Here is an 18810-nt window from a genome sequence, read left to right as displayed (position 1 = left end):
CTATCATTATATAGGCTCGACCGCCCGTGCGCACGCGCCGCATTCGATTCGTCGAAATTTAATTACGCCTCGTCGCCGGGACGTGCGATCCGCTCGTACAAGTAATCCACGATATGCATCGCCTTCATGTCACCGCCGCGGCCGTGCTTGTCGATGCCCAGCTTCATCTGCAGCAGGCAGCCGGGATTGCTCGTCAGCAAGTACTGCGCCTCCGTGGCGTTGGCATGCTCCATCTTGTGCTCGAGAATCTGGCCGGCCATCTCGGGCTGCGTGACATTGTAGATGCCCGCAGATCCGCAGCAGCGATCGGAATCCCGCATTTCGCAGAAGTGCGCGCCCTTTACCGACTTCATGAGCTTGCGCGGCGCGGTGGAGCCCTTCATGACATTGCGCAGGTGACAGGAATCCTGATACGTGATCGTTGCCGCAGCTCCTGTCTCCGCGACTGCCTCCGGCACCGCGCCTTCAGCCGCCTCTTCAGCAAAGGCAGGCACGCGACCCTTATCCACCAAGATGGTGCTAATGTCGACGACCCGCTTCGCGAACCAGGCTGCGTCTTCCGCCCAGGACTCGTCCTCGTGCAGCAGGTGATCGTACTCGACGAGCAGGGCGCCGCAGCCGCCCGCATTGCTGACGATATAGTCGACGCCGGCATCCTTGAACGCTTTGACGTTGACGCGAGCCAGCTCACGTGCCTGATCCATCTCTCCGCTATGCGCGTGAAGCGCGCCGCAGCAGCCCTGCGTCTTGGGGATAACCACGTCGAACCCCGCTTCGGACAGCAGCTTCACCGTGTTGACGTTGGTGTCGGCGAACAGGACGTCCATAATGCAGCCTCTGAACAAGGCGACCGTCGCGATCCGCTGACCCTTGGCCGGGTAGCGCTCGCCGATCCGCTCGACGACGCCCTGGGACGCCGCTTCCGGCAAGATCTGCTCCATCTCCCGCATATGGGCGGGGAACAGCTTCATGATGCCCGTGCCGCGCGCAACCTTTTGCAGACCGGACTTCTGGTACAGCCGGAGCGACCGGCCCAGCAGCTTCATCCGGTTCTGGTGCGGGAATACGCCGCGGAAAAACAGCTTGCGCGTCCCGCTCACGATCGCGCCGTGCTTGGCATGGTCCTCGATGGCGTCGCGCGTCTGCTCGATCAGTTGGCCGTACTTGACGTCGGCCGGGCAGACCGGCTCGCACGCGCGGCAGCCGAGACAGTGGTTCATCTGGTCCTCGAACGCCTGGTCGGGCTCCATTACGCCGTCTACGACGGCCTTCATGAGCGCGATCCGGCCGCGAGGCGATTCGGGCTCGACGCCCGTCTCGCGGAAGGTCGGACAAGCCGGCAGGCAGAAGCCGCAGCGCATGCAGTTGGTAAGCTGGTCGTAATCGAGCTTCTTCAGCATCGTGCGCGCGAGCGGGTTCGAATGCTCGATGTCGGGCTTGCCGAAGGTCTGACTACTCATGCTGCAGCACCACCCTTTTTCTCGTCTCCTTGGCGAACAGCTTGCCGGGGTTAAGCAGCCTGTGCGGATCGAACGCCTGCTTGATGCCCTTCATCATGTCGAGGCCCGCGGACCCGACCTTCCACTCGAGATATGGCGCCTTGACGATGCCGACGCCGTGCTCGCCCGTTATCGTGCCGCCGAGCTCGATGGACGCTTCGAAAATTTCGGCGAATGCCTGCTCGACCCGGTGCACCTCGTCGTGGTCGCGCGCGTCCGTCGTCGCCGTCGGGTGCAGGTTGCCGTCGCCGGCGTGGCCGAACGTGGCGATCGTAACATTGTACTTGCGCGCGATCTCATTGATGCGCAGCACCATGTCCGCGATCTTCGAGCGCGGCACGGTCGCGTCCTCGAGAATCGTCGTCGGACGCAGCCGCGCGAGCGCGGTGAACGCGCTCCGCCTTGCGGTCAGCAGCCGCTCCGCCTCCTCGCGGTCGGCTGCCACCTGCACCCTGTCGGCGCGCTCCGCGATGCAGATCTCCTCGATCAGTGCGATGTCCCGCTCCACCGCTTCGGGATCGCCGTCCTGCTCGATGAGAAGGATCGCCTCCATGTCGAGCGGCAGGCCGAGCTTCGCGAAGTCGTCGACGACGCGGATCGTCGGATTGTCCATGAACTCGAGCGTCGCCGGAATGATCCGCGCCTCGATAATGCGCGAGACGGTGCGCGCCGCGCCGTACAGGTCGCGGTACATCGCCAGCATCGTCTTCTTGGCGCGCGGCGGCGGGACGAGCTTCAGCGTCGCCTCGGTGATGATCGCCAGCGTGCCCTCAGAGCCGACCAGCAGCTTGGTCAGGTCGTAGCCGGCCACGTCCTTCATCAGCTTGCCGCCCGTGCGGATGATCTCGCCGCTCGCGAGCACGGCTTCAAGGCCGATGACGTAGTCCTTGGTCGTGCCGTACTTGAGCCCCCGCAAGCCGCCCGAGCACTCCGCGATGTTGCCTCCGATCGTCGAGATGCGCATGCTGCTCGGATCCGGCGGATAGAACAGCCCGAGCGACTCGATGTGCGCGATGAACTCGGCCGTGATGAGACCCGGCTGCACGGTCGCCGTCAGATTTTCGAGATCGACCTCGAGAATGCGGTTCATCCGGTGCATGACCATAACGATGCCGCCCTCCAGCGGAACCGTGCCGCCGCACAGGTTCGATCCGGAGCCCCTGCTGACCAGCGGCACGCGGTGCTCGGCCAGAACCTTCATGACAGCAGCGACTTCTGCGGTCGAAGCCGGATAGACGACGCCGTCGGGAAGCGCCTGCAGCATCGGCGTTCCATCGTAAGAATGCGCGACGCGGGCCTCCATATCCTCTCTATAGTAACGATCGCCGACAATGGCACGCAGTTTGGACGCAAGCGCCTTTTCCGCCATGTTACGTTTCACCCCTAATTGTTCAGGTCATCTGATGACTTTTATTGTAACGGTTTGTTCCCTTTTCGTAAATCCCTTTTTCTGCGGCAAGTGTCCGGATGGGTATGGGGCGCCTGGTCTGGGTAATCATAGATATGATGCCAAAGGAGGGATTCCCATGATTCGCAAAGACGGAGACGTCGAATCCTATACCGAAGCCTCGTCCCCGACGCCGCAGGGCAACGAAGATTTGATGGCGACGGACATGGTGAGCGAAGCGGTGGAGGAAATGGTCGATTCGGTCGAGGAGACGTTTACGAACCATAAGTCCGCCGAGGAAAAAAAGAATTCATAATGGTTTCGGGAGCCGCGGCGATTTGCCGCGGCTTCTTCCTTGCGCCTCCCGCGGACTGCGTCTTCAACGCAGTCAAGACCGCTTGCAGACAGCTGTTGAACCTCCTCCCGTTCCCGCGCCCTCGCGGCCGCTCTCTCTCTCGCCAAGACTTTTTCCGGTAAATCATTTATGCTAATACTTATCAACGGCCATAAGCGCCGTCCGACGATATCGAACACGCAAGGAGCGCTGGACATGCGACCGACCAAGATCGAGACGCAAAAAGGACATGAAATCGTCTCGCGCCATATTCGTCAGCAGCTGGAACGCGGAGAGCTCGTGCCCGGACAGAAGCTGCCTTCTCTCGAAAAGCTTGCCGAAGCCTACGGCGTTGGCCGCTCGACCATCCGGGAGGCGATTAGCGCGCTTAAAGCGATGGGCTGGCTGGACGTGCGGCACGGCGGCGGGACGTATGTGGCCAAGTCGCTTCCCGGCGAGGCGACGGGCTCTCTCTTCGATCTCTCCCAAGGCGCGGAAGCGGTGATGGAGATTTTGGAGGTACGCAAAATACTCGAGCGCGGGACGGCCGAGTTGGCGGCATTAAAGCGGGGCGAGGACGACCTTGCGAGGCTGCGCGAGATTTTGGCGCGGATGGAGCGGGCGCTCCGGGAGGACGATGCCGAGGGCGGGGAACGCGCAGATCTCGCGTTTCATCAAGCGATAGCGGCAGCCTCGGGCAATCCCGTGCTGAACCAACTGATGGATTCGATCTCGCAGCGGCTGTCCGAGACGATCGGGCGGACGCGGGAGCTGTGGTTTTATCAGGAGCAGGCCGAGGCTTCCAGGCTGCTGGAGGAGCATCGCGGTATCTACGAGGCAATCGAGACGCGGGACTCAGAACGGGCTTCGGAGCGGATCGGGCTGCATTTGTCCAAGGTGGAAAAGGTGCTGCGGACGGCGCTCGAACAGAAGTCGGACGGCAACGCGGGACAAGCGCAAGTGCATAGCTAACGAGGAGGTACGATTATGGACTTGGGACTGCGAGGCAAGACCGCGATTATTACGGGCGGGAGCAAGGGGATCGGGCTGCATACGGCCCTGCTGCTGGCGGAGGAGGGCGCGAACGTCGTCATCGTCGCCCGCGGGGCGGAAGAGCTGGAAAAGGCGGAAGCGCTCATCAAGGAAAAAACGGGGCATGAGCCGCTGGCGATCGTCGCCGACGTAACGAGCGACAGCGACGTGGAATATACGGTCGTCAAGGCGGCGGAGCGCTTCGGCGGCATCGATATTCTGGTCAACAACGCGGGGACGTCGAACGCGGCGCCATTCGAAAAGGTCGAGCCCGCCGTCTGGCGGGACGATCTGGATCTGAAGCTGTTCGGCGCCATCCGCTTCACGCAGTCTGCGCTGCCATATTTGAAGCGCAGCGGTACGGGCGCCATCGTCAACGTCACCGCCGCCTTCGCCAAGACGCCGGGCCCTTCCTCGCTGCCGACCTCGGTCAGCCGCGCTGCGGGTCTCGCGCTGACAAAGGCGCTCAGCCGCGATCTGGCTGCCGACGGCATCCGCGTCAACACCGTCTGCATCGGGCTCATCCGCAGCAGCCAGATCGAGGCCAAGTGGCAGCGCGAAGCGCCGGAGGTGCCGTGGGAGCAGTACGCGCGCGATCCGAAGCACGGCATCCCGCTCGGCCGTATCGGCGACACCGAAGAGGCTGCGCGTGTGATTGCGTTCCTCGTATCCGGCGCGGCCTCTTACGTATCGGGCACCTCTGTCAACATCGACGGCGGAGCGGCGCCGGCGCTGTAACGTCAAGAGCGGCACGCCGTCCGCCGGATTCCGGATCCGGTTGGACGGCGTGCCGCTCTTTGGGTTCGCTCGAATAAGACGCACCGCATATCGTTATTCGCGCTGCAGGCTACTATTTCGCGCCGAACCACCGCTTCCGCCCGAAAAAGACGTTGGCACATCGCTATTTCATCGTCTGCATGCGGGTCCCCGCGTAACGGAGCCCGGCAGCGCTTAAAATATAGAACCAATCCGTCCTCCGTTCCCCGCCCCCCCGCGCTTCCTGCATTCCGCTAGATGACCTCCCGCGCATCGTTGTCCGGCAGCGTCGGGTGCGGCGCGTGCGGTTCGGACTGGTACCAGAACGCTGTCGACGCGATATCGCTCTGCTGCGGCAAATACCGGCCGCCCGAGCGCCAGCCCAGGTCCTGGATCGTCACCCGCAAGTCGCTGTCGAAGCGGATCGGATCCATCACATGCCACCTGTACATGCCGAAGCGCTGCTGGCTGCGGTACAATCCGTCAGGCTTGATGACCTGGTGCATGCCCATGTACGCGGTCGAATACGTCCGATATGTCCCCTGCGGCTGCTCCCAATTCCAGGCGCCGCCGAAGTAATCCTCGGTCCCCGTGCCGCAGATCGTCGGGTGCTCCTTGTCCCCATCCATATAGAACTTGATCTCGCCTTCGCCCCACCAGCCCGTGTTGTTCACCTGCCACGCCAAGTAGACGCCGACGTAGTGGCCTTTACCGCGGACTCCGTCCAGGATTGTGTGCACGTCCTGGTATGCGACCGGGCTGCTGCGCCGCCATTGCGCATGGAAGTATGCCGCGTCCTCCGGCACCTCGGTTAGCGTATAGTCGATTTGGTAGTAGAGCACGGCCTTTTCCGGATTGCGGTTCTCCATCGTGATGCGTGCGGATCGGCGAAAAGGCATCTGCCAGTAGCTGTTGAAGCCGCCCGCCGGATTGACGGCGATCGGCAGCGAATTGACGTCCGCGCGCTCCTGCCAGCCATTGCAGAAAAAGTCGCACATCGGCACCTCGACCGAAGGCGACGCCTCGCCGTCCCAATAGAAGCGCAAAATCATGTTGCGCCACTGGTGCGGCGCGTTTGTCATCCAAATATGCTGGATAGCCCCGGGCCCTTCGATCTCGCCCATGACGAAGGTCTCATTCGGCTCGATTTCTACGGAAGGCGACACCTTCCAGCCGACGCCGAGCTCGCGCGCGCAATTAGCGCCCGTCCCTTCCGCCGCCATGGCCCCCTGTCCTTTGCCGCCCGTAAAGTTCTCGGCGCTGATCGATCTCGTCTTTGCGTCCGACAGCCTCGCCAGATTGCCCAACCCCAGGTTCAGTCCGTTAAATCCGCTCAATTCAGCCAGCTCCTTCTCAATCGACACGCGCAAGCCGTAGCCTGGATCGACGTGCGGGATTATAATAAAGATTGCTAAATGTGAATGCGCTTGCAGCAATGATTTTAGCAAACCATCGGGAAATGTTCCTTATTGCGGATTGTGATTATTTAACCGATCTTGCTTTTTAATCGAGGAGGAAAAATCATGACTGCTTCACCCGACACCGTGCGCGAGCTGCTGAGACAGATGTCTCCCAACGTTCGCCGTGCCTGGAACCATCGCGCCGTCGGCATGAAGCTCAAGCCGCGCATGATTTTCGACTACGAATTGCTCTATTTAGAAAAAGGCGAGCTGCGGCTGCGAATCGAGGATCGGATGCACACGCTCATCCCCGGCGACATTCTGCTGCTGAAGCCTGGCGTCGAGCACGAATTTGTCGGCTCTTCGGGCGAATGCTGGATGCCGCATATCCACTTCGACGTCATGGACGATGCATCGTTCGCGGATGTCCCCGTCAACTTCAAGACGCGCGCGGAATGCTCAGAGGCCGAACTTCGGCTCGTCCGACCCGATCACCTGGGAAGCGTACTTGGCATGCCCGATATCATCCGCATCGGCGGTCATGGAGAGATCCTTCGGCTGCTGATGAGGCTGATCCACGCCTCAGACCGGAGAGACGAAGCGTTTATCATCTTGCAAAAATCGCTCGTTCTGCATGTACTTCACCTCTTGCTGACCGGGCTGGAAGCGCAGCACAAGGCGCACTTAAGCTTGCACGAGAAAACGCTGGAGCAAGCCGTCAGCTTTATTATTGAGCATTACAACCGGACGGTCAGTCTGGAGGAGCTGTCCAAGCTGGCCTGCCTGAGCGTGTTCCACTTCTCGCGGTTGTTTAAGGAAAAGTTCGGGTTGTCGCCGCAGCAATACCAGATCCGGCAGCGGATCGAGAAGGCGAAGGGCTTCATGATCTACGGGCGGCGTTCGCTGACCTCGATCGCGGAGGAGGTCGGGTACGGGAGCGTGTATGCGTTCAGCAAAGCGTTTAAGCAGGCGGAAGGGGTATCGCCTCGGCAATACGTTCGTACATACCTCGGGGAGTGAGGAGACTGGAGGGCAGAGCGGCAGCGGGTTTGCGGGCAAAGTTGCGTCGGTGAGCGTTACTCGCGGCGCGGCGGCCGGTTCGCGGGGCATTGAAGGCCAATCCATGAAAAAAAGGCCGCTCCTACGCCTGTATGCGACGTTGGAACGAGCCTTTTTATGATCTGCCGTTGATGAAACGCAGCAGCGTCTTGCGTCCCGGGCGGATCTCATCGGCTTCGCGAAGCGAACGGGCGACAAGCTCGGCACCGATGCCGAGCGCCTCCGGCAAGTCGGGTCCGCCGGCGATCTGCAGCAGCTCGCGAATCCGCGATGCGGTCGGGATCTCGCCGAGCCAAGCGGCAATCTCAGGCAGCCGGTCGCCCAGCCGAGCGTTTAGCGCAGCAGCAGCCTCAAAGGCGTCATCCGCTGCGGCCAGGCCCAGCCAATGACGGTAATGCTCGGCAATGACGGCGCATGCCGCTCCCACCTTCGCTCCGTGGAGCACTTGCCGCCGCCCCGTCCGCAGCAGCTCCATTTCCCAATAATGCGATAAATGGTGCTCGGCGCCGGATGCGGAATGGGACTGACCGAAGATCAGCATCGCGAGGCCCGACACGATTAGTGCGCGCATCAGCGTCTCGATCCCCTCCGGCGTCCGCTCGCCGATTGCTTCGACGTTCGCGACGCATTCCGCGAGCGCGCCGGCCGTGAGCGCTGCGACATACGAATCATAGTCCTCTTCGCCGATTGCATGCCCGACCTTCCAGTCGAACAGGGACGTGTATTTGCCGAGCATGTCTCCAAACCCGGCCGCTACCATCAAGGCAGGCGCCCGCGACAAAACGTCCGTATCGGCAAAGATCGCCGACGGCCCGATCGCCGCCACGGTGATCTTGTCGCCACGAATGAGGAGCGGCGCACCCTTCGAGGTGAAGCCGTCGACGGACGGCGCCGTTGGCACAGAGACGAAGGGCAGTCCCGCCGAAAATGCCGCGTACCGTACGATATCGTGCAGCGTGCCCGCGCCGATCGCTACGGCGACGTCCGCTCCGTGCTTTTGGATATCCAGCAGCGTTTGCACGACCGATGCCTCGTCCGCCACGACGTCGCCCGCAGCGTTCGGCTTCACGAGCGTCGTCTCGGCGACGATCCCCAGCCCGCGGAGCGCCTCGGCCAGCCCGTCTCCTTTCGCCGCAGCCATCGTGATCGGATCGCCGACCAGCAGCACGCGACGATGGCCCTTTCCCTTCAGGTAAACCGGCAGTCGCGCGGCCGCGCCCGGCGCCAGGACGATCTCGTCCGGAAACGCGACTTCGGACAGTCGAATGCCTCTCGCCTCCGCCCCCTGCCGGACGAATGCGACGATATCAGTATGTTGGTTCACGGTGCCGATCCTCCTCCTCTAGATGCCTCGCACTTCCTCCACCTAGTAAACGCCTATTCGCGTCCTTGCGCAAGGGCAAGTTTGTCTCAGTGGCGACCTACATCCATGTACGATCTGAATTTCGGAAAATGAATCGTAAGCCGCGTGCCCGCGCCCGGCTCGGAACGGACGGAAAGCCGATGCCCGAGCTTGAGCGCCATCTGCCGCGCCAGGTAGAGGCCAAGCCCCGTGGACTTGGCGTGACTTCGGCCGTTCGTCCCCGTGAAGCCTTTGTCGAAGACGCGGCCCAGCTCTTCCGGTGGAATCCCGATCCCGTTATCTTCGATCCACAGCCGCTTCTCCGCCGCGTCCTCCTCCCAGCCCGCCGCGATCCGGCCCTGCTCCGGCGTATACTTCAGCGCGTTCGCCATGATCTGCTCGACGATAAAGGCAAGCCACTTGCCGTCGCTGTGCGCGCGGAGCTCCCCCTCCTGAATCTCGAAGGCGATCCGTTTGTTGATGAACAGCTTGGCGTATTTGCGCACGCTCGCCTTGACGACCGTCTGCAGCGGCAGCTCGGCGATGAAGTAGTCTCTGGAAAAGGAATCGATGCGCGAAAAATACAACGCCTGCTCTACGTAGCTGTCGATCTTGGCGACCTCGTCCTCCAGCTTGTCCGCGAGCGGCTCGGACAGCGCCTCTTCCCGCTCAAGGAGCAGCCGCACGGCTGCGATCGGCAGCTTCACCTCGTGAATCCAGGACATGACGAAGTCCTGATGCTCGCGAATCTCGGCCCGCAGACTGCTCAGCCGTTCCTCGTGCTCGTCCTGGCGACGCCGGACGAAGGCCAGCAGCCGGGCTTGCCCCCGCGTCTGCGGCTTCGGCAGATGGTCGACCTTGACGTCCCTGGCGTCCATACTCAGCTCAATCTCCCGGTAGAACCCTCTCCGGTACATATAACCCGCGCACGCATATACGATCGTAAATACGACGCAGGCGGAAACCGTATACAGAATGGTGCCCGAATCGACGCTGCTGACCGACATCATCAAGGCGACGAATGCCGTCAGGCCTGCCGCGAACGCAAAAAACGGCGCTTTGTCTCTGGCATAATCGGCGAATGTCATGGCACGATGTACCCCTGTCCTTTGCGCGTCGCGATGAAATCCTCCCGGCCGAGCTCCGCCAGCTTCCGCCGCAGCCGTCCGATGTTGACGGTCAGCGTGTTCTCGTCCACGAAGCTCTCGTCTTCCCAGAGCGCGCGCATGATCTTCGTGCGGCTGACGATAGCGCCCTTGTTCCGCATGAGGAGGCTCAGGATCGCGAATTCGGTCTTGGTCAGCTCCGCCCGGCTGTCGCCCCGCACGACCGTCCCGTCCTTGAGGTCGAGCATGACGCCGTCATGCTCGATGACGCTGGCGGGCGCATCGAGATAGGTATACGTCCGCCTCAGCAGGGCCTGGATCTTCGCCACGAGCACGTCCATATGAAACGGCTTCTGCACGAAGTCGTCTCCGCCCATGTTCATGGACATGACCATGTCCATCGGCGTGTCCCTAGAAGAGAGAAAAAGGATGGGCACCTTCGATATCTCCCGGATTCGGCCGCACCAGTAGAAGCCGTCGAACGAGGGCAAGTTGATGTCCATCAGCACCAGATGCGGCGACTCCCGGACGAATGCCGCCAGCACCTGGCCGAAGTCTTCCGCGAGACAGGTCTCGAAGCCCCACTTGCCGAGCGCTTCCGCGATCAGCTCCCGGATCGTGGTATCGTCCTCGACGATCATGATTTTCATGCTCATACCCATGCCTCCTCAGGCCGCTCGCCTTTTCGCATGAGTCATTCATACCATCCCCGCCGGCCCCGCGCAACACGCCCTATGTGACAATTTTGTTAGGTTGGGCGCCCCGGCTGTTCGGTTGAACGTATAAGGGATCCTGTACAATAAGTATCGCAGGCCGGATACGCTTGAAGGCCGGGATGGAGGAATAGTAGATGAAACCGATCGTGGAAGCGAGAAACGTGCAAAAGACTTACGGCGCTAGAGGCAATCTGTTCACTGCGCTGCAGCATATCGACCTGACCGTCGCGGAAGGCGAGTTCGTCGGCATCATGGGGCCGTCCGGCTCGGGCAAGTCGACCCTGCTGAACCTGCTGTCGACGATTGATAGACCGACCTCGGGCGAGATCGAGGTCGACGGCGTCAGCATTCTGAATATGGACGAGGCCCGCATGTCGGCATTCCGCAGGGACCGGCTCGGATTCATTTTCCAGGACTTCAATTTGCTCGATACGTTGACGGTCCGGGAGAACATCGTCCTGCCGCTGGCGCTGGCGCGCGCCGACCTCGGGGAGCTCGAGCGCCGCGCGCTTGAGATCGCCGAGCGCTTCGGCATCCGGGACATTCTCGACAAGTACCCGTACCAGATCTCCGGCGGGCAAAAGCAGCGCACGGCCGCCTCCCGCGCGATCGTGGCGAAGCCAAGCCTCGTGCTGGCCGACGAACCTACCGGCGCGCTCGATTCGAAGTCCGCCACGGACCTGCTAGAGTGCCTGCAGGAGCTGAACATGCGCGAGCGCGCGACCATCCTCATGGTCACGCACGATCCGTTCGCCGCCAGCTATTGCTCCCGCGTGCTGTTCATCAAGGACGGCAGTGTCTTCACCGAGGTCGGCAGAGGCGAGACGGCGCGGCCGCTATTTTTTAAAAAAATCATGGACGTGCTGTCGGTCCTCGGCAGCGGCGCGCCGGTCGTCGGATGATTCGCCGCCCGGTCGCGGAAAGGAGAGGCTCGCCATGACGCCATGGGAATTGGCCAAGAAAAACATGAGAGGCAACGCCCGGAACTACGCAATTTATTTTGTCTCGATGCTGGTCAGCGTCGTCATTTATTATACGTTCGTCAGCCTTCAGTACAGCAAAGACATCGAGGCCGGGATGGCTTCCTCGCAAAACCTCCGCACGGTATTCATGGGCTCGTCGGTCGTGCTGGCCTTGTTCGCAGCCGTATTCATCGGCTACTCCAACGCCTTCTTCACGCGCAACCGCAAAAAGGAAATCGGGCTGTACGCGCTGCTCGGCGTTCGGCGCAAAACGATCGGACAAATGCTGCTCTACGAAAATCTGATCCTGGGCGCCGTCGTGTTGGCCGCTGGCATCGGCCTCGGCACGCTGCTGTCCAAGCTGTTCGGCATGATTCTGGTCCGGCTGCTTGGCACGGACGCGACGACGTCCGTCGGCTTCGGACTCTCGCTCGAAGCGGCGGCGAACACGATCGCCGTGTTCGCGCTTATCGTCCTGGCGACCTCGCTCTACAGCTATCGGCTCATCTACAAGTTCTCGCTGATCGAGCTGTTCAGGGCGGACAAAAAGGGAGAGTCCGCGCCGCGCGTCTCGGTCGTGGCTGCGCTCGCTGCCGCGCTGCTGATCGCGGCGGGCTACATCGCGGCGCTTCAGGAGATACATACCACGGAGCAGTTCGCACTGAATATGGGCATCGCCCTGGTCTGCATCCTGCTCGGCACCTGGCTGCTGTTCCGCGCGGCCGTGCCGGCGCTGCTCGCCGCCTGCCGCAGGAACAAAGCCCGCTATTACCGGGGCACCGCCATGATCGGGGTATCCCAGCTGCTGTTCCGCGTGCGCGGCCATGTCCGCACCTTTTCGATGATCGCGCTGCTGAGCGGCATCACCCTCGGCATTTTCAGCATCGTATACATCCAATACTACTTCGCGGAGCGCAGCACCGCCGAGAGCCGTCCGTTCAGCTACGAGCATGCGTCCGCCGGTCCCGCGTTCGACGATGCCGTTCGGAACGTCATCGACGCGGACAAGGACCACCCGGTCGCCGCGCATCTATCGATTCCCGTCGTTGAATTGGACGCGGACTTGACCAACCTGCGCGACATCCCGATTCACTACTATTCGTACGCAGAGCCGGGCAAGACAGTATCGGTATTGTCCGCCAGCGCCTATAACGAGGCATCCGAAGCGCTCGGACGGCATGAGACGGTCCGTCTGGCCTCGGGGGAAGCGGCGGCGATCCGGCCGATGCTGGACGATCAGACGTATGCGGAGTATGAGGGCCAGTCGCTCGAGCTTCGCATTGGAGACGAAAAGCAGACGCTGCCGTTCGTCGATTTGCTGGAAGGCCGCGTGCTGAGCTGGCGGTTCCCGGACTTGTTCGTGGTCGTCGACGACGGGACGTGGGCCGAGCTCGCGAAGGCGGCAGCACCTACGGTATTCGAGGTCTATAGCGTCGAAGGCCAAGAGAAGGCGGGCGCGACCGCCGACCGGCTAAGCGCGATGGCTGCCGGCCGCGACGAGGCGCGCCTGAGCACGTTCTACGAGGAATACAAACGTACGCAGGAAGAGTCGGGGCTGTTTCTATTCATCGTCGGCTTCCTCGGGCTCGTCTTCCTCGCGGCTACGGGCAGCATGATCTACTTCAAGCAAATGACGGAAGCGCACGCGGACATAGGGCGGTACGCGGTGCTGCGCAAGCTCGGCGTCAGCCGCCGGGAGCTGCGGCGGACGATCGCCTGGCAGACGCTGTTCGTCTTCGTCCTGCCGCTCGCGGTTGGCACCGCTCATGGCTATGTGATCATGAAGGTATTCACTGCCGGACTCGTGGGCATGAACTTCACGATCCCGATCCTGCTGTCGATGGGCGCGTACATCGTCGTGTACTTCGTCTATTATGCGGTATGCGTCTACTCGAACGACCGGATTCTGAATCCGGCGTGACGAGCGATTGCCGGTGCAAAGCAGGGACCTCGCGGTCTCTGCTTTTTGCCGCGGATACGCGCGGGGCGCAGAAACCAGGGTGACTGCGCCTACAAACGCTTCAGCTCGCCCGGACCGACCGGGACGGCCTCTCCGTCGGCTGCGATCCATACCTCGAGCGCGGACGGATTGTGCACGATCGTGCAATCCGCGGAAAAACGCAAGCGGTCGAGCGCCTGCTTGTAGGCGACGATCTCGGCGTTCGTCGCCTTCCACACGTCATCCGCGCCGGCGAGCAGCTCGCCGACGGCATCGACGAGATGCCAGTTGTCGTCCGAATCGAACTCATAGCTGTGACCCCATATGTAGAGCAGCGTCATTCTGCCGAATCGGTCGCGGTGACTCAGGAACTCCTCCGTACGTTCGACCATCTGCTTGTGGTGACAGGTCGGATGCCAGCGCAGAAAATCCGCGGGCAGCTCGAAGCCGCCGTGACTCTTGGTCGTGCGGGCGTATTCGATGCCGAACGCGGGCAGCGTCGCGACGACCCGGTCGTCGTACGTGCCGAACGGATAGCTCATGCCGCGAACGGGGTACCCCGTCAAGCGCTCGAGCGCCTGGCGGTCCGCCCAGATTTCCCCGGCCAGCGCATCGGTCGGGAACAAGTCCAGGAACGGATGGCTGATCGTATGCGCCGACACCTCGTGCCCCGCGTACAACCCGGAGAGTTCGCCGGCATCGATGTATTCTTTCTGGCCCAGCTTGCCTGAGTTAAGGTGAAACGTCCCCTTGAGGCCATAGCGGTTCATCGTATCGACCAGCCTGCGGTCCTGCGTCCTGCCGTCGTCGAAGCTGAATGTAACCGCCTTGCTACGTCCTCCCGGAAAATACTTGAATTGAATGCTCACGCGCTCGATCTCTCCTCTGAGCCGTTGGCCGGCTTTATTCCTTTACCGCCTTAATATATAAGCGCATGAATGAGCATGTCAAACGTCTTGTTCAGCTGACCATGCCGGCCAGAAACGCGTGTCGCTCGGCTTCAGCCGCCCGCGAGCAAACGTCCGATCTGCTCCTCCGCGAACAATTCGCTCAAGGCGAACGAGATGCACGGCAGCTTGTCCGAAATGACGCGATCCTCTCCCTCGAACAGCTCGGTCAGCGTGAGACGGCTGCCCTCCTGCTCATAACGCTCCAGCGTTCGGGCCACCGGATCGAGAATCCAGTACTCCTGCACACCGTGCTTCCCGTAGATGTCCAGCTTACGCACCTTGTCCCTATGTCTGGAACCTGGCGACAGCACCTCCACGACGAGATCAGGCGCGCCTTCGATGCCGCGCATCGTCATGATGTCCGTACGGCCCCGATGAATGAAAATGACGTCCGGCTGCGTGACGTTCCTAGGGCTTAAAATGACATCTAGCGGCGCAAGCAGAATAAAATACTCCGAACTGCAACTCTGCGCGATGAGATGCAATGTGCCGCCCAGCATCTGATGCACGAGCGAAGGACCCGACATCAGTTCGAGCGCTCCGTCCAGCACCTCGTAACGCTGTCCGTCCTCCGGCAGCTCCGCGTAAATATCGTACGTCACGCGCTTTTCTCGGATTGCGGCTTCCCATTCCTTTTTTTTATCCATGGCAAACGTCCTCCCTTTAGCAAAAAAGCCCCGTCAAAGCGACACATGACGTGTTCGGCTCTGACGGGGCGCTTCCCCGCGTTCATTCTTGTCTCCATTATGGACAGGGCTGGATAATCTGTCAATGTTATTATCTCTGAATCGGTTCGATCAGGTAGACGCTGCGGCCTTCGCCGGAAGCCTCCGCCGACTTCTCCTCTTCCTCGCGAACCTGCCAGCCAAAAGACAGTACGGAGGCCAGGCGCTCCTTCTCGTTCGGCTTCAACGTGGCACGGACCGCCTCCGCCCCCGCTTCGAGCAGAAGCTCCGGCTGCAGGCCGAGCGCGACGCGAATCCAGCTATGAATGCCCCGCACCGTGTTGTACTTGATCTGGTATCCGTGCGTAACAGCCGCTTCGAACGTCTCGGGCTCTTCCGCAGCAAACGCCGAGAGCGCCTCGTATTTAAACTGAAACGGACTCTCGTCGACCGGCAGCTCGCCGGAGCGGACTCGCGCGATTAATTCCTCGTTCGACCATCCCCGCGACTTCAGCGACTCCACCAACAGAGCGTCCCACTGGGACAGCTTCGCTTGACTTGTTGTGCTCATGCTCACCCGCTCCTTTTAACATAACGATTCGCATTCTTTGCTTATCTTGGGCTGCAGCCGCGCTTTCCTCGCTTGCGCCGGCGGCCGTTGCCTGCCTGCGCCCGGCGTCCCCGCGATTCACGGAATTGCGGCGAAATGCCCCGGCCCTACCTCGCGAAGCGGCGCTCCCTCGCCGGTCCACGCTGTGCGGTCCCAGGCGATCCGCTTGGCCGCGGCCCCCGGGTCCGGCACCGGGATCGCCGACAGCAGCGCCTGCGTGTAAGGGTGCAGCGGATTGTCGTACAGCTCGTCGCTGTCCGCCACTTCGACGAGACGTCCGCCGTACATGACGCCGATCCGGTCGGAGATGTGGCGGACCATCGACAGGTCGTGCGCGATGAACAGATACGTCAGACCGAACTCGGCTTGCAGGTCCTCGAGCATGTTCACGACCTGCGCCTGCACAGACACGTCAAGCGCCGAGATCGGCTCGTCGCAGACGACGAACTCGGGCCGAACCGAGAGCGCTCTTGCGATCGACAGCCGCTGCCGCTGCCCGCCGCTGAACTCGTGCGGATAACGGGTTAGATGCTCCGGCTTAAGCCCCACCTTGACGAGCAGGTCCGCGACCGCTTCCTTGCTGGCGCCGCCGGCATGCACGCCGTGAATGTCCATCGGCTCGCCGATCAGCTCGAGCACGCTCATTCCGGGATTCAGCGACGAGTACGGATCCTGGAAAATGCTTTGGATTCGCCGCCGAAAAGGCCTCAGCGCTTTGTCGTCCAGTCCGGACAGCGGTTGTCCGTCGTACAAAACTTCGCCTTCGGTATAGTCGTACAGCCGCAGCAAACAGCGCCCGACCGTCGACTTGCCGCTGCCCGACTCGCCCACGAGGCCGAACGTCTCGCCTTTGCGAATGCCGAAGCTCACGCCGTCGACCGCCTTCAGCACCTGCGTCGTTCTGCCCCAGACATCCTTTTCTTTGGCAAAATGCTTTTTGAGACCCCGGACGTCTACCAGCGTCTTGGCCGTATTATCCATCCGAATCCCTCCCTGCGTGCTCGCCGACGCCGCTCTCCGCAAGACCGTCCCCGCGGGCGCCGTCGGCACTGTCATTGCTTGCAGACGCACCCGCATTCGGCTTGTTCCCGCTTGAATCGCCGCCCGCCGCGGCATGCTCCGCGTCGTGCAGCCAACACAACGCCCGGTGTCCGTCGCCCAGCTCGAACAGCGGCGGCCGCTCCACGCACTTCGCGAAGGCGTGCGGACAGCGCTCGATGAACGGACAGCCAGGCGGCGGATCCAGCAAATCCGGCGGCGTGCCTTCGATCGGCACGAGCCGCTCGCGCGTACCGCCGCCGCGCTTGGGCACCGACTTCAGCAGCCCTTGCGTGTACGGATGGCCCGGACGGTAGAAGATGTCCTCCACGGTCCCTTCCTCCATGACCATGCCGCCGTACATGACGACGACCCGCGTGCACACTTGGGCGACGACGCCGAGGTCGTGCGTGATCAGCACGATGCCCATGTTCGACTTCGCCTTGATATCCTTCAACAGATCGAGGATTTGCGCCTGGATCGTCACGTCGAGCGCCGTCGTCGGCTCGTCGGCGAGCAGCAGCTCCGGCTCGCACGAGAGCGCCATCGCGATCATGACCCGCTGCCGCATGCCGCCGCTGAACTCGTGCGGATATTGCTCCAGCCGGCGCTCCGGCTCGCTGATGCCGACCTCGCGCAGCTTGGCTGCCGCCTCCAGTCTCGCAGCTTCTTTGCCGAGTCCGCGATGCCTGCGGATGACTTCGACCATCTGCGCGCCGATCTTTTTCACCGGATTGAGCGCCGTCATCGGATCCTGGAACACCATCGCGATCCGATTGCCCCGAAGCTTGCGCCAGCGGCTGTCCGACCAGCCCAGCAGACTCTCGCCGCGGTAGCGGATGTCGCCGCCGATCACGCGGCCCGGCGGACCGATCAGGCCGAGCGCCGCCTTCGCCGTCACGCTTTTGCCGCTGCCGGACTCGCCGACGATCCCGACCGTCTCGCCGGCGTCGACGTGAAGGCTCACGCCCCGCACTGCCTGGTTCTCCCCGCTCCGGGAGTAGAACGACACGCGGAGATCCTCCATTTCTAGCAGCCGTTCCGTCATGCCCCGTTCCCTCCTTTAACATTGGATGATGCCTTGCCTTCCCTCTTCTTCGCTGCATCGAACCTCAGCTGCCGTATCGAGCGGACACAGCTTCCGCTGAGCGGCGCGAATCTGAGTCTTTTACCGCTTCACCAGCTTCGGCTCGAAGCCGACGCGCAGAATGTCTCCCAGCACGTTAAAGCTGAGCACCGTGAGGAGGATGAACAAGCCCGGAAACAACGCCAGATAAGGCGCCTGCGCGATCAGGCCCTGGGCGTTGTTCAGCATGCTGCCCCATGTCGCGTTCGGCGCCTGGACGCCGAAGCCGAGAAAGCTGAGCGACGACTCCATCATGATCGCGGAGGCGATGTTGTTCGTCGCCCCGACGATGACGACCGGCATCAGATTGGGCAGGATGTGTCTCCGGACGATGCCGAACGTGCCTTGACCCGACGCACGCGCATACAGCACGTACTCCCGCTCCTTGAGCGACATCGTCTCCGCCCGGACGATCCGCGAGATGTTCATCCACATGAGGAGCGAGATGATGATGATCAGATTGCCGACGCTGGGCTTCAGGAATACGCTCAGCAGCAGCAGGATAAGAAAGGACGGAATCGACATGATGACTTCGACCAGCCGCATGAGCAGGTTGTCGATCCATCCGCCGAAGTAGCCGCTCACGACGCCCACGACCACGCCGATCCCCGTCGCGAGGATCATTGACGAGAAGCCGACCGTCAGCGAGACGCGGCCCCCGTACAGCGCCCTCGTAAAGTAGTCGCGCCCGTAGTCGTCCGTTCCGAACCAATGCGCGCCGCTCGGAGGCTTCAGGCGCTCGAGGGCATTCAGCGCGTTGGGATCGTGCGGGGACAGGAAGGCCAGCGCGGCCGCGACCGTGAATAAGATCAGAATAACGATGCCTGCGATGCCGAACGCGCTCGACCGCAGCTCCTCCGCGACGCTTCGCCATTTGCTCCGGTTCATG

At 62.0% G+C, this 18810-nt stretch carries 18 protein-coding genes; 6 read left to right on the top strand and 12 right to left on the bottom strand.

Annotated features, from left to right (window positions below):
- Nucleotides 1-62: 62 nt before the first annotated feature.
- Together KB449_RS02875 and KB449_RS02870 are read right to left on the bottom strand one after the other, a co-directional pair.
- Nucleotides 63-1460 (bottom strand): (Fe-S)-binding protein, encoded by a 1398-nt coding sequence (locus KB449_RS02875; protein WP_282906919.1) that lies wholly within the window; start codon nt 1458-1460, stop codon nt 63-65.
- A complete protein-coding gene (locus KB449_RS02870) occupies nt 1453-2868 on the bottom strand; it encodes an FAD-linked oxidase C-terminal domain-containing protein (RefSeq protein ID WP_282906918.1) in 1416 nt (471 codons plus the stop codon). Before KB449_RS02870 ends, KB449_RS02875 begins: the two co-directional genes overlap by 8 nt.
- Nucleotides 2869-3025: 157 nt before the next feature.
- On the opposite strand from KB449_RS02870, the gene KB449_RS02865 reads away from it, so the two are divergent.
- The 3 genes from KB449_RS02865 (at nt 3026) to KB449_RS02855 (ending at nt 4990) form a co-directional block, all read left to right on the top strand.
- On the top strand, nt 3026-3202 hold the full coding sequence (locus tag KB449_RS02865) for a hypothetical protein (protein WP_282906917.1): 177 nt from the start codon (nt 3026-3028) through the stop codon (nt 3200-3202).
- Between the two features lie 234 nt (nt 3203-3436).
- Entirely contained in the window at nt 3437-4192 is a 756-nt protein-coding gene (locus KB449_RS02860; protein WP_282906916.1) for a FadR/GntR family transcriptional regulator, read from the top strand.
- Between the two features lie 15 nt (nt 4193-4207).
- On the top strand, nt 4208-4990 hold the full coding sequence (locus KB449_RS02855) for an SDR family NAD(P)-dependent oxidoreductase (RefSeq protein ID WP_282906915.1): 783 nt from the start codon (nt 4208-4210) through the stop codon (nt 4988-4990).
- Nucleotides 4991-5262: 272 nt separating this feature from the next.
- Here the strand turns inward: KB449_RS02855 and KB449_RS02850 are convergent, their stop codons facing one another.
- Complete coding sequence (locus tag KB449_RS02850; protein WP_282906914.1) at nt 5263-6345, bottom strand: glycoside hydrolase family 172 protein; 1083 nt, start codon at nt 6343-6345, stop codon at nt 5263-5265.
- Nucleotides 6346-6531: 186 nt separating this feature from the next.
- Between KB449_RS02850 and KB449_RS02845 the strand changes: the two genes are divergently transcribed.
- Nucleotides 6532-7428 (top strand): AraC family transcriptional regulator, encoded by an 897-nt coding sequence (locus KB449_RS02845; protein WP_282906913.1) that lies wholly within the window; start codon nt 6532-6534, stop codon nt 7426-7428.
- Nucleotides 7429-7582: 154 nt separating this feature from the next.
- On the opposite strand, the gene KB449_RS02840 is transcribed toward KB449_RS02845, so the two are convergent.
- The 3 genes from KB449_RS02840 to KB449_RS02830 form a co-directional block, all read right to left on the bottom strand.
- Nucleotides 7583-8791: a sn-glycerol-1-phosphate dehydrogenase gene (locus KB449_RS02840; RefSeq protein WP_282906912.1), complete on the bottom strand. Its 1209-nt coding sequence runs from the start codon at nt 8789-8791 to the stop codon at nt 7583-7585.
- Between the two features lie 86 nt (nt 8792-8877).
- Entirely contained in the window at nt 8878-9897 is a 1020-nt protein-coding gene (locus tag KB449_RS02835; RefSeq protein ID WP_282906911.1) for a sensor histidine kinase, read from the bottom strand.
- Nucleotides 9894-10565 (bottom strand): response regulator transcription factor, encoded by a 672-nt coding sequence (locus KB449_RS02830; protein WP_282912722.1) that lies wholly within the window; start codon nt 10563-10565, stop codon nt 9894-9896. Before KB449_RS02830 ends, KB449_RS02835 begins: the two co-directional genes overlap by 4 nt.
- A gap of 200 nt (nt 10566-10765) precedes the next feature.
- Between KB449_RS02830 and KB449_RS02825 the strand changes: the two genes are divergently transcribed.
- Complete coding sequence (locus tag KB449_RS02825; protein ID WP_282906910.1) at nt 10766-11533, top strand: ABC transporter ATP-binding protein; 768 nt, start codon at nt 10766-10768, stop codon at nt 11531-11533.
- Nucleotides 11534-11567: 34 nt separating this feature from the next.
- Complete coding sequence (locus KB449_RS02820) at nt 11568-13514, top strand: ABC transporter permease (protein WP_282906909.1); 1947 nt, start codon at nt 11568-11570, stop codon at nt 13512-13514.
- An 89-nt stretch (nt 13515-13603) separates the two neighbouring features.
- On the opposite strand, the gene KB449_RS02815 is transcribed toward KB449_RS02820, so the two are convergent.
- The 6 genes from KB449_RS02815 to KB449_RS02790 all read right to left on the bottom strand — a co-directional run bounded on the left by KB449_RS02815 (nt 13604) and on the right by KB449_RS02790 (nt 18809).
- The gene (locus tag KB449_RS02815; RefSeq protein ID WP_282912721.1) at nt 13604-14410 is read right to left on the bottom strand and encodes a polysaccharide deacetylase family protein; all 807 of its coding nucleotides are present in this window, start codon (nt 14408-14410) and stop codon (nt 13604-13606) included.
- A gap of 122 nt (nt 14411-14532) precedes the next feature.
- A complete protein-coding gene (locus KB449_RS02810; protein ID WP_282906908.1) occupies nt 14533-15129 on the bottom strand; it encodes a Uma2 family endonuclease in 597 nt (198 codons plus the stop codon).
- 130 nt (nt 15130-15259) lie between these two features.
- Nucleotides 15260-15718 carry a hypothetical protein gene (locus KB449_RS02805; RefSeq protein ID WP_282906907.1) on the bottom strand — a complete coding sequence of 153 codons (459 nt, stop codon included), beginning with the start codon at nt 15716-15718 and terminating at the stop codon, nt 15260-15262.
- A 117-nt stretch (nt 15719-15835) separates the two neighbouring features.
- Nucleotides 15836-16738, bottom strand: coding sequence for an ABC transporter ATP-binding protein (locus tag KB449_RS02800; RefSeq protein WP_282906906.1), 903 nt, complete (start codon nt 16736-16738; stop codon nt 15836-15838).
- Nucleotides 16731-17843: an ABC transporter ATP-binding protein gene (locus KB449_RS02795; protein ID WP_282906905.1), complete on the bottom strand. Its 1113-nt coding sequence runs from the start codon at nt 17841-17843 to the stop codon at nt 16731-16733. Before KB449_RS02795 ends, KB449_RS02800 begins: the two co-directional genes overlap by 8 nt.
- A 120-nt stretch (nt 17844-17963) precedes the next feature.
- Nucleotides 17964-18809, bottom strand: a complete 846-nt coding sequence (locus tag KB449_RS02790; RefSeq protein ID WP_282906904.1) for an ABC transporter permease — start codon at nt 18807-18809, stop codon at nt 17964-17966.
- Nucleotide 18810: the final 1 nt, after the last annotated feature.

Origin of the sequence: Cohnella hashimotonis (genome assembly GCF_030014955.1) — a bacterium.
Classification (GTDB): Bacteria; Bacillota; Bacilli; order Paenibacillales; family Paenibacillaceae; genus Cohnella; species Cohnella hashimotonis.
The sequence above is the reverse complement of the archived record's forward strand: the minus strand, read 5'-3'. Positions and strand labels throughout refer to the sequence as shown.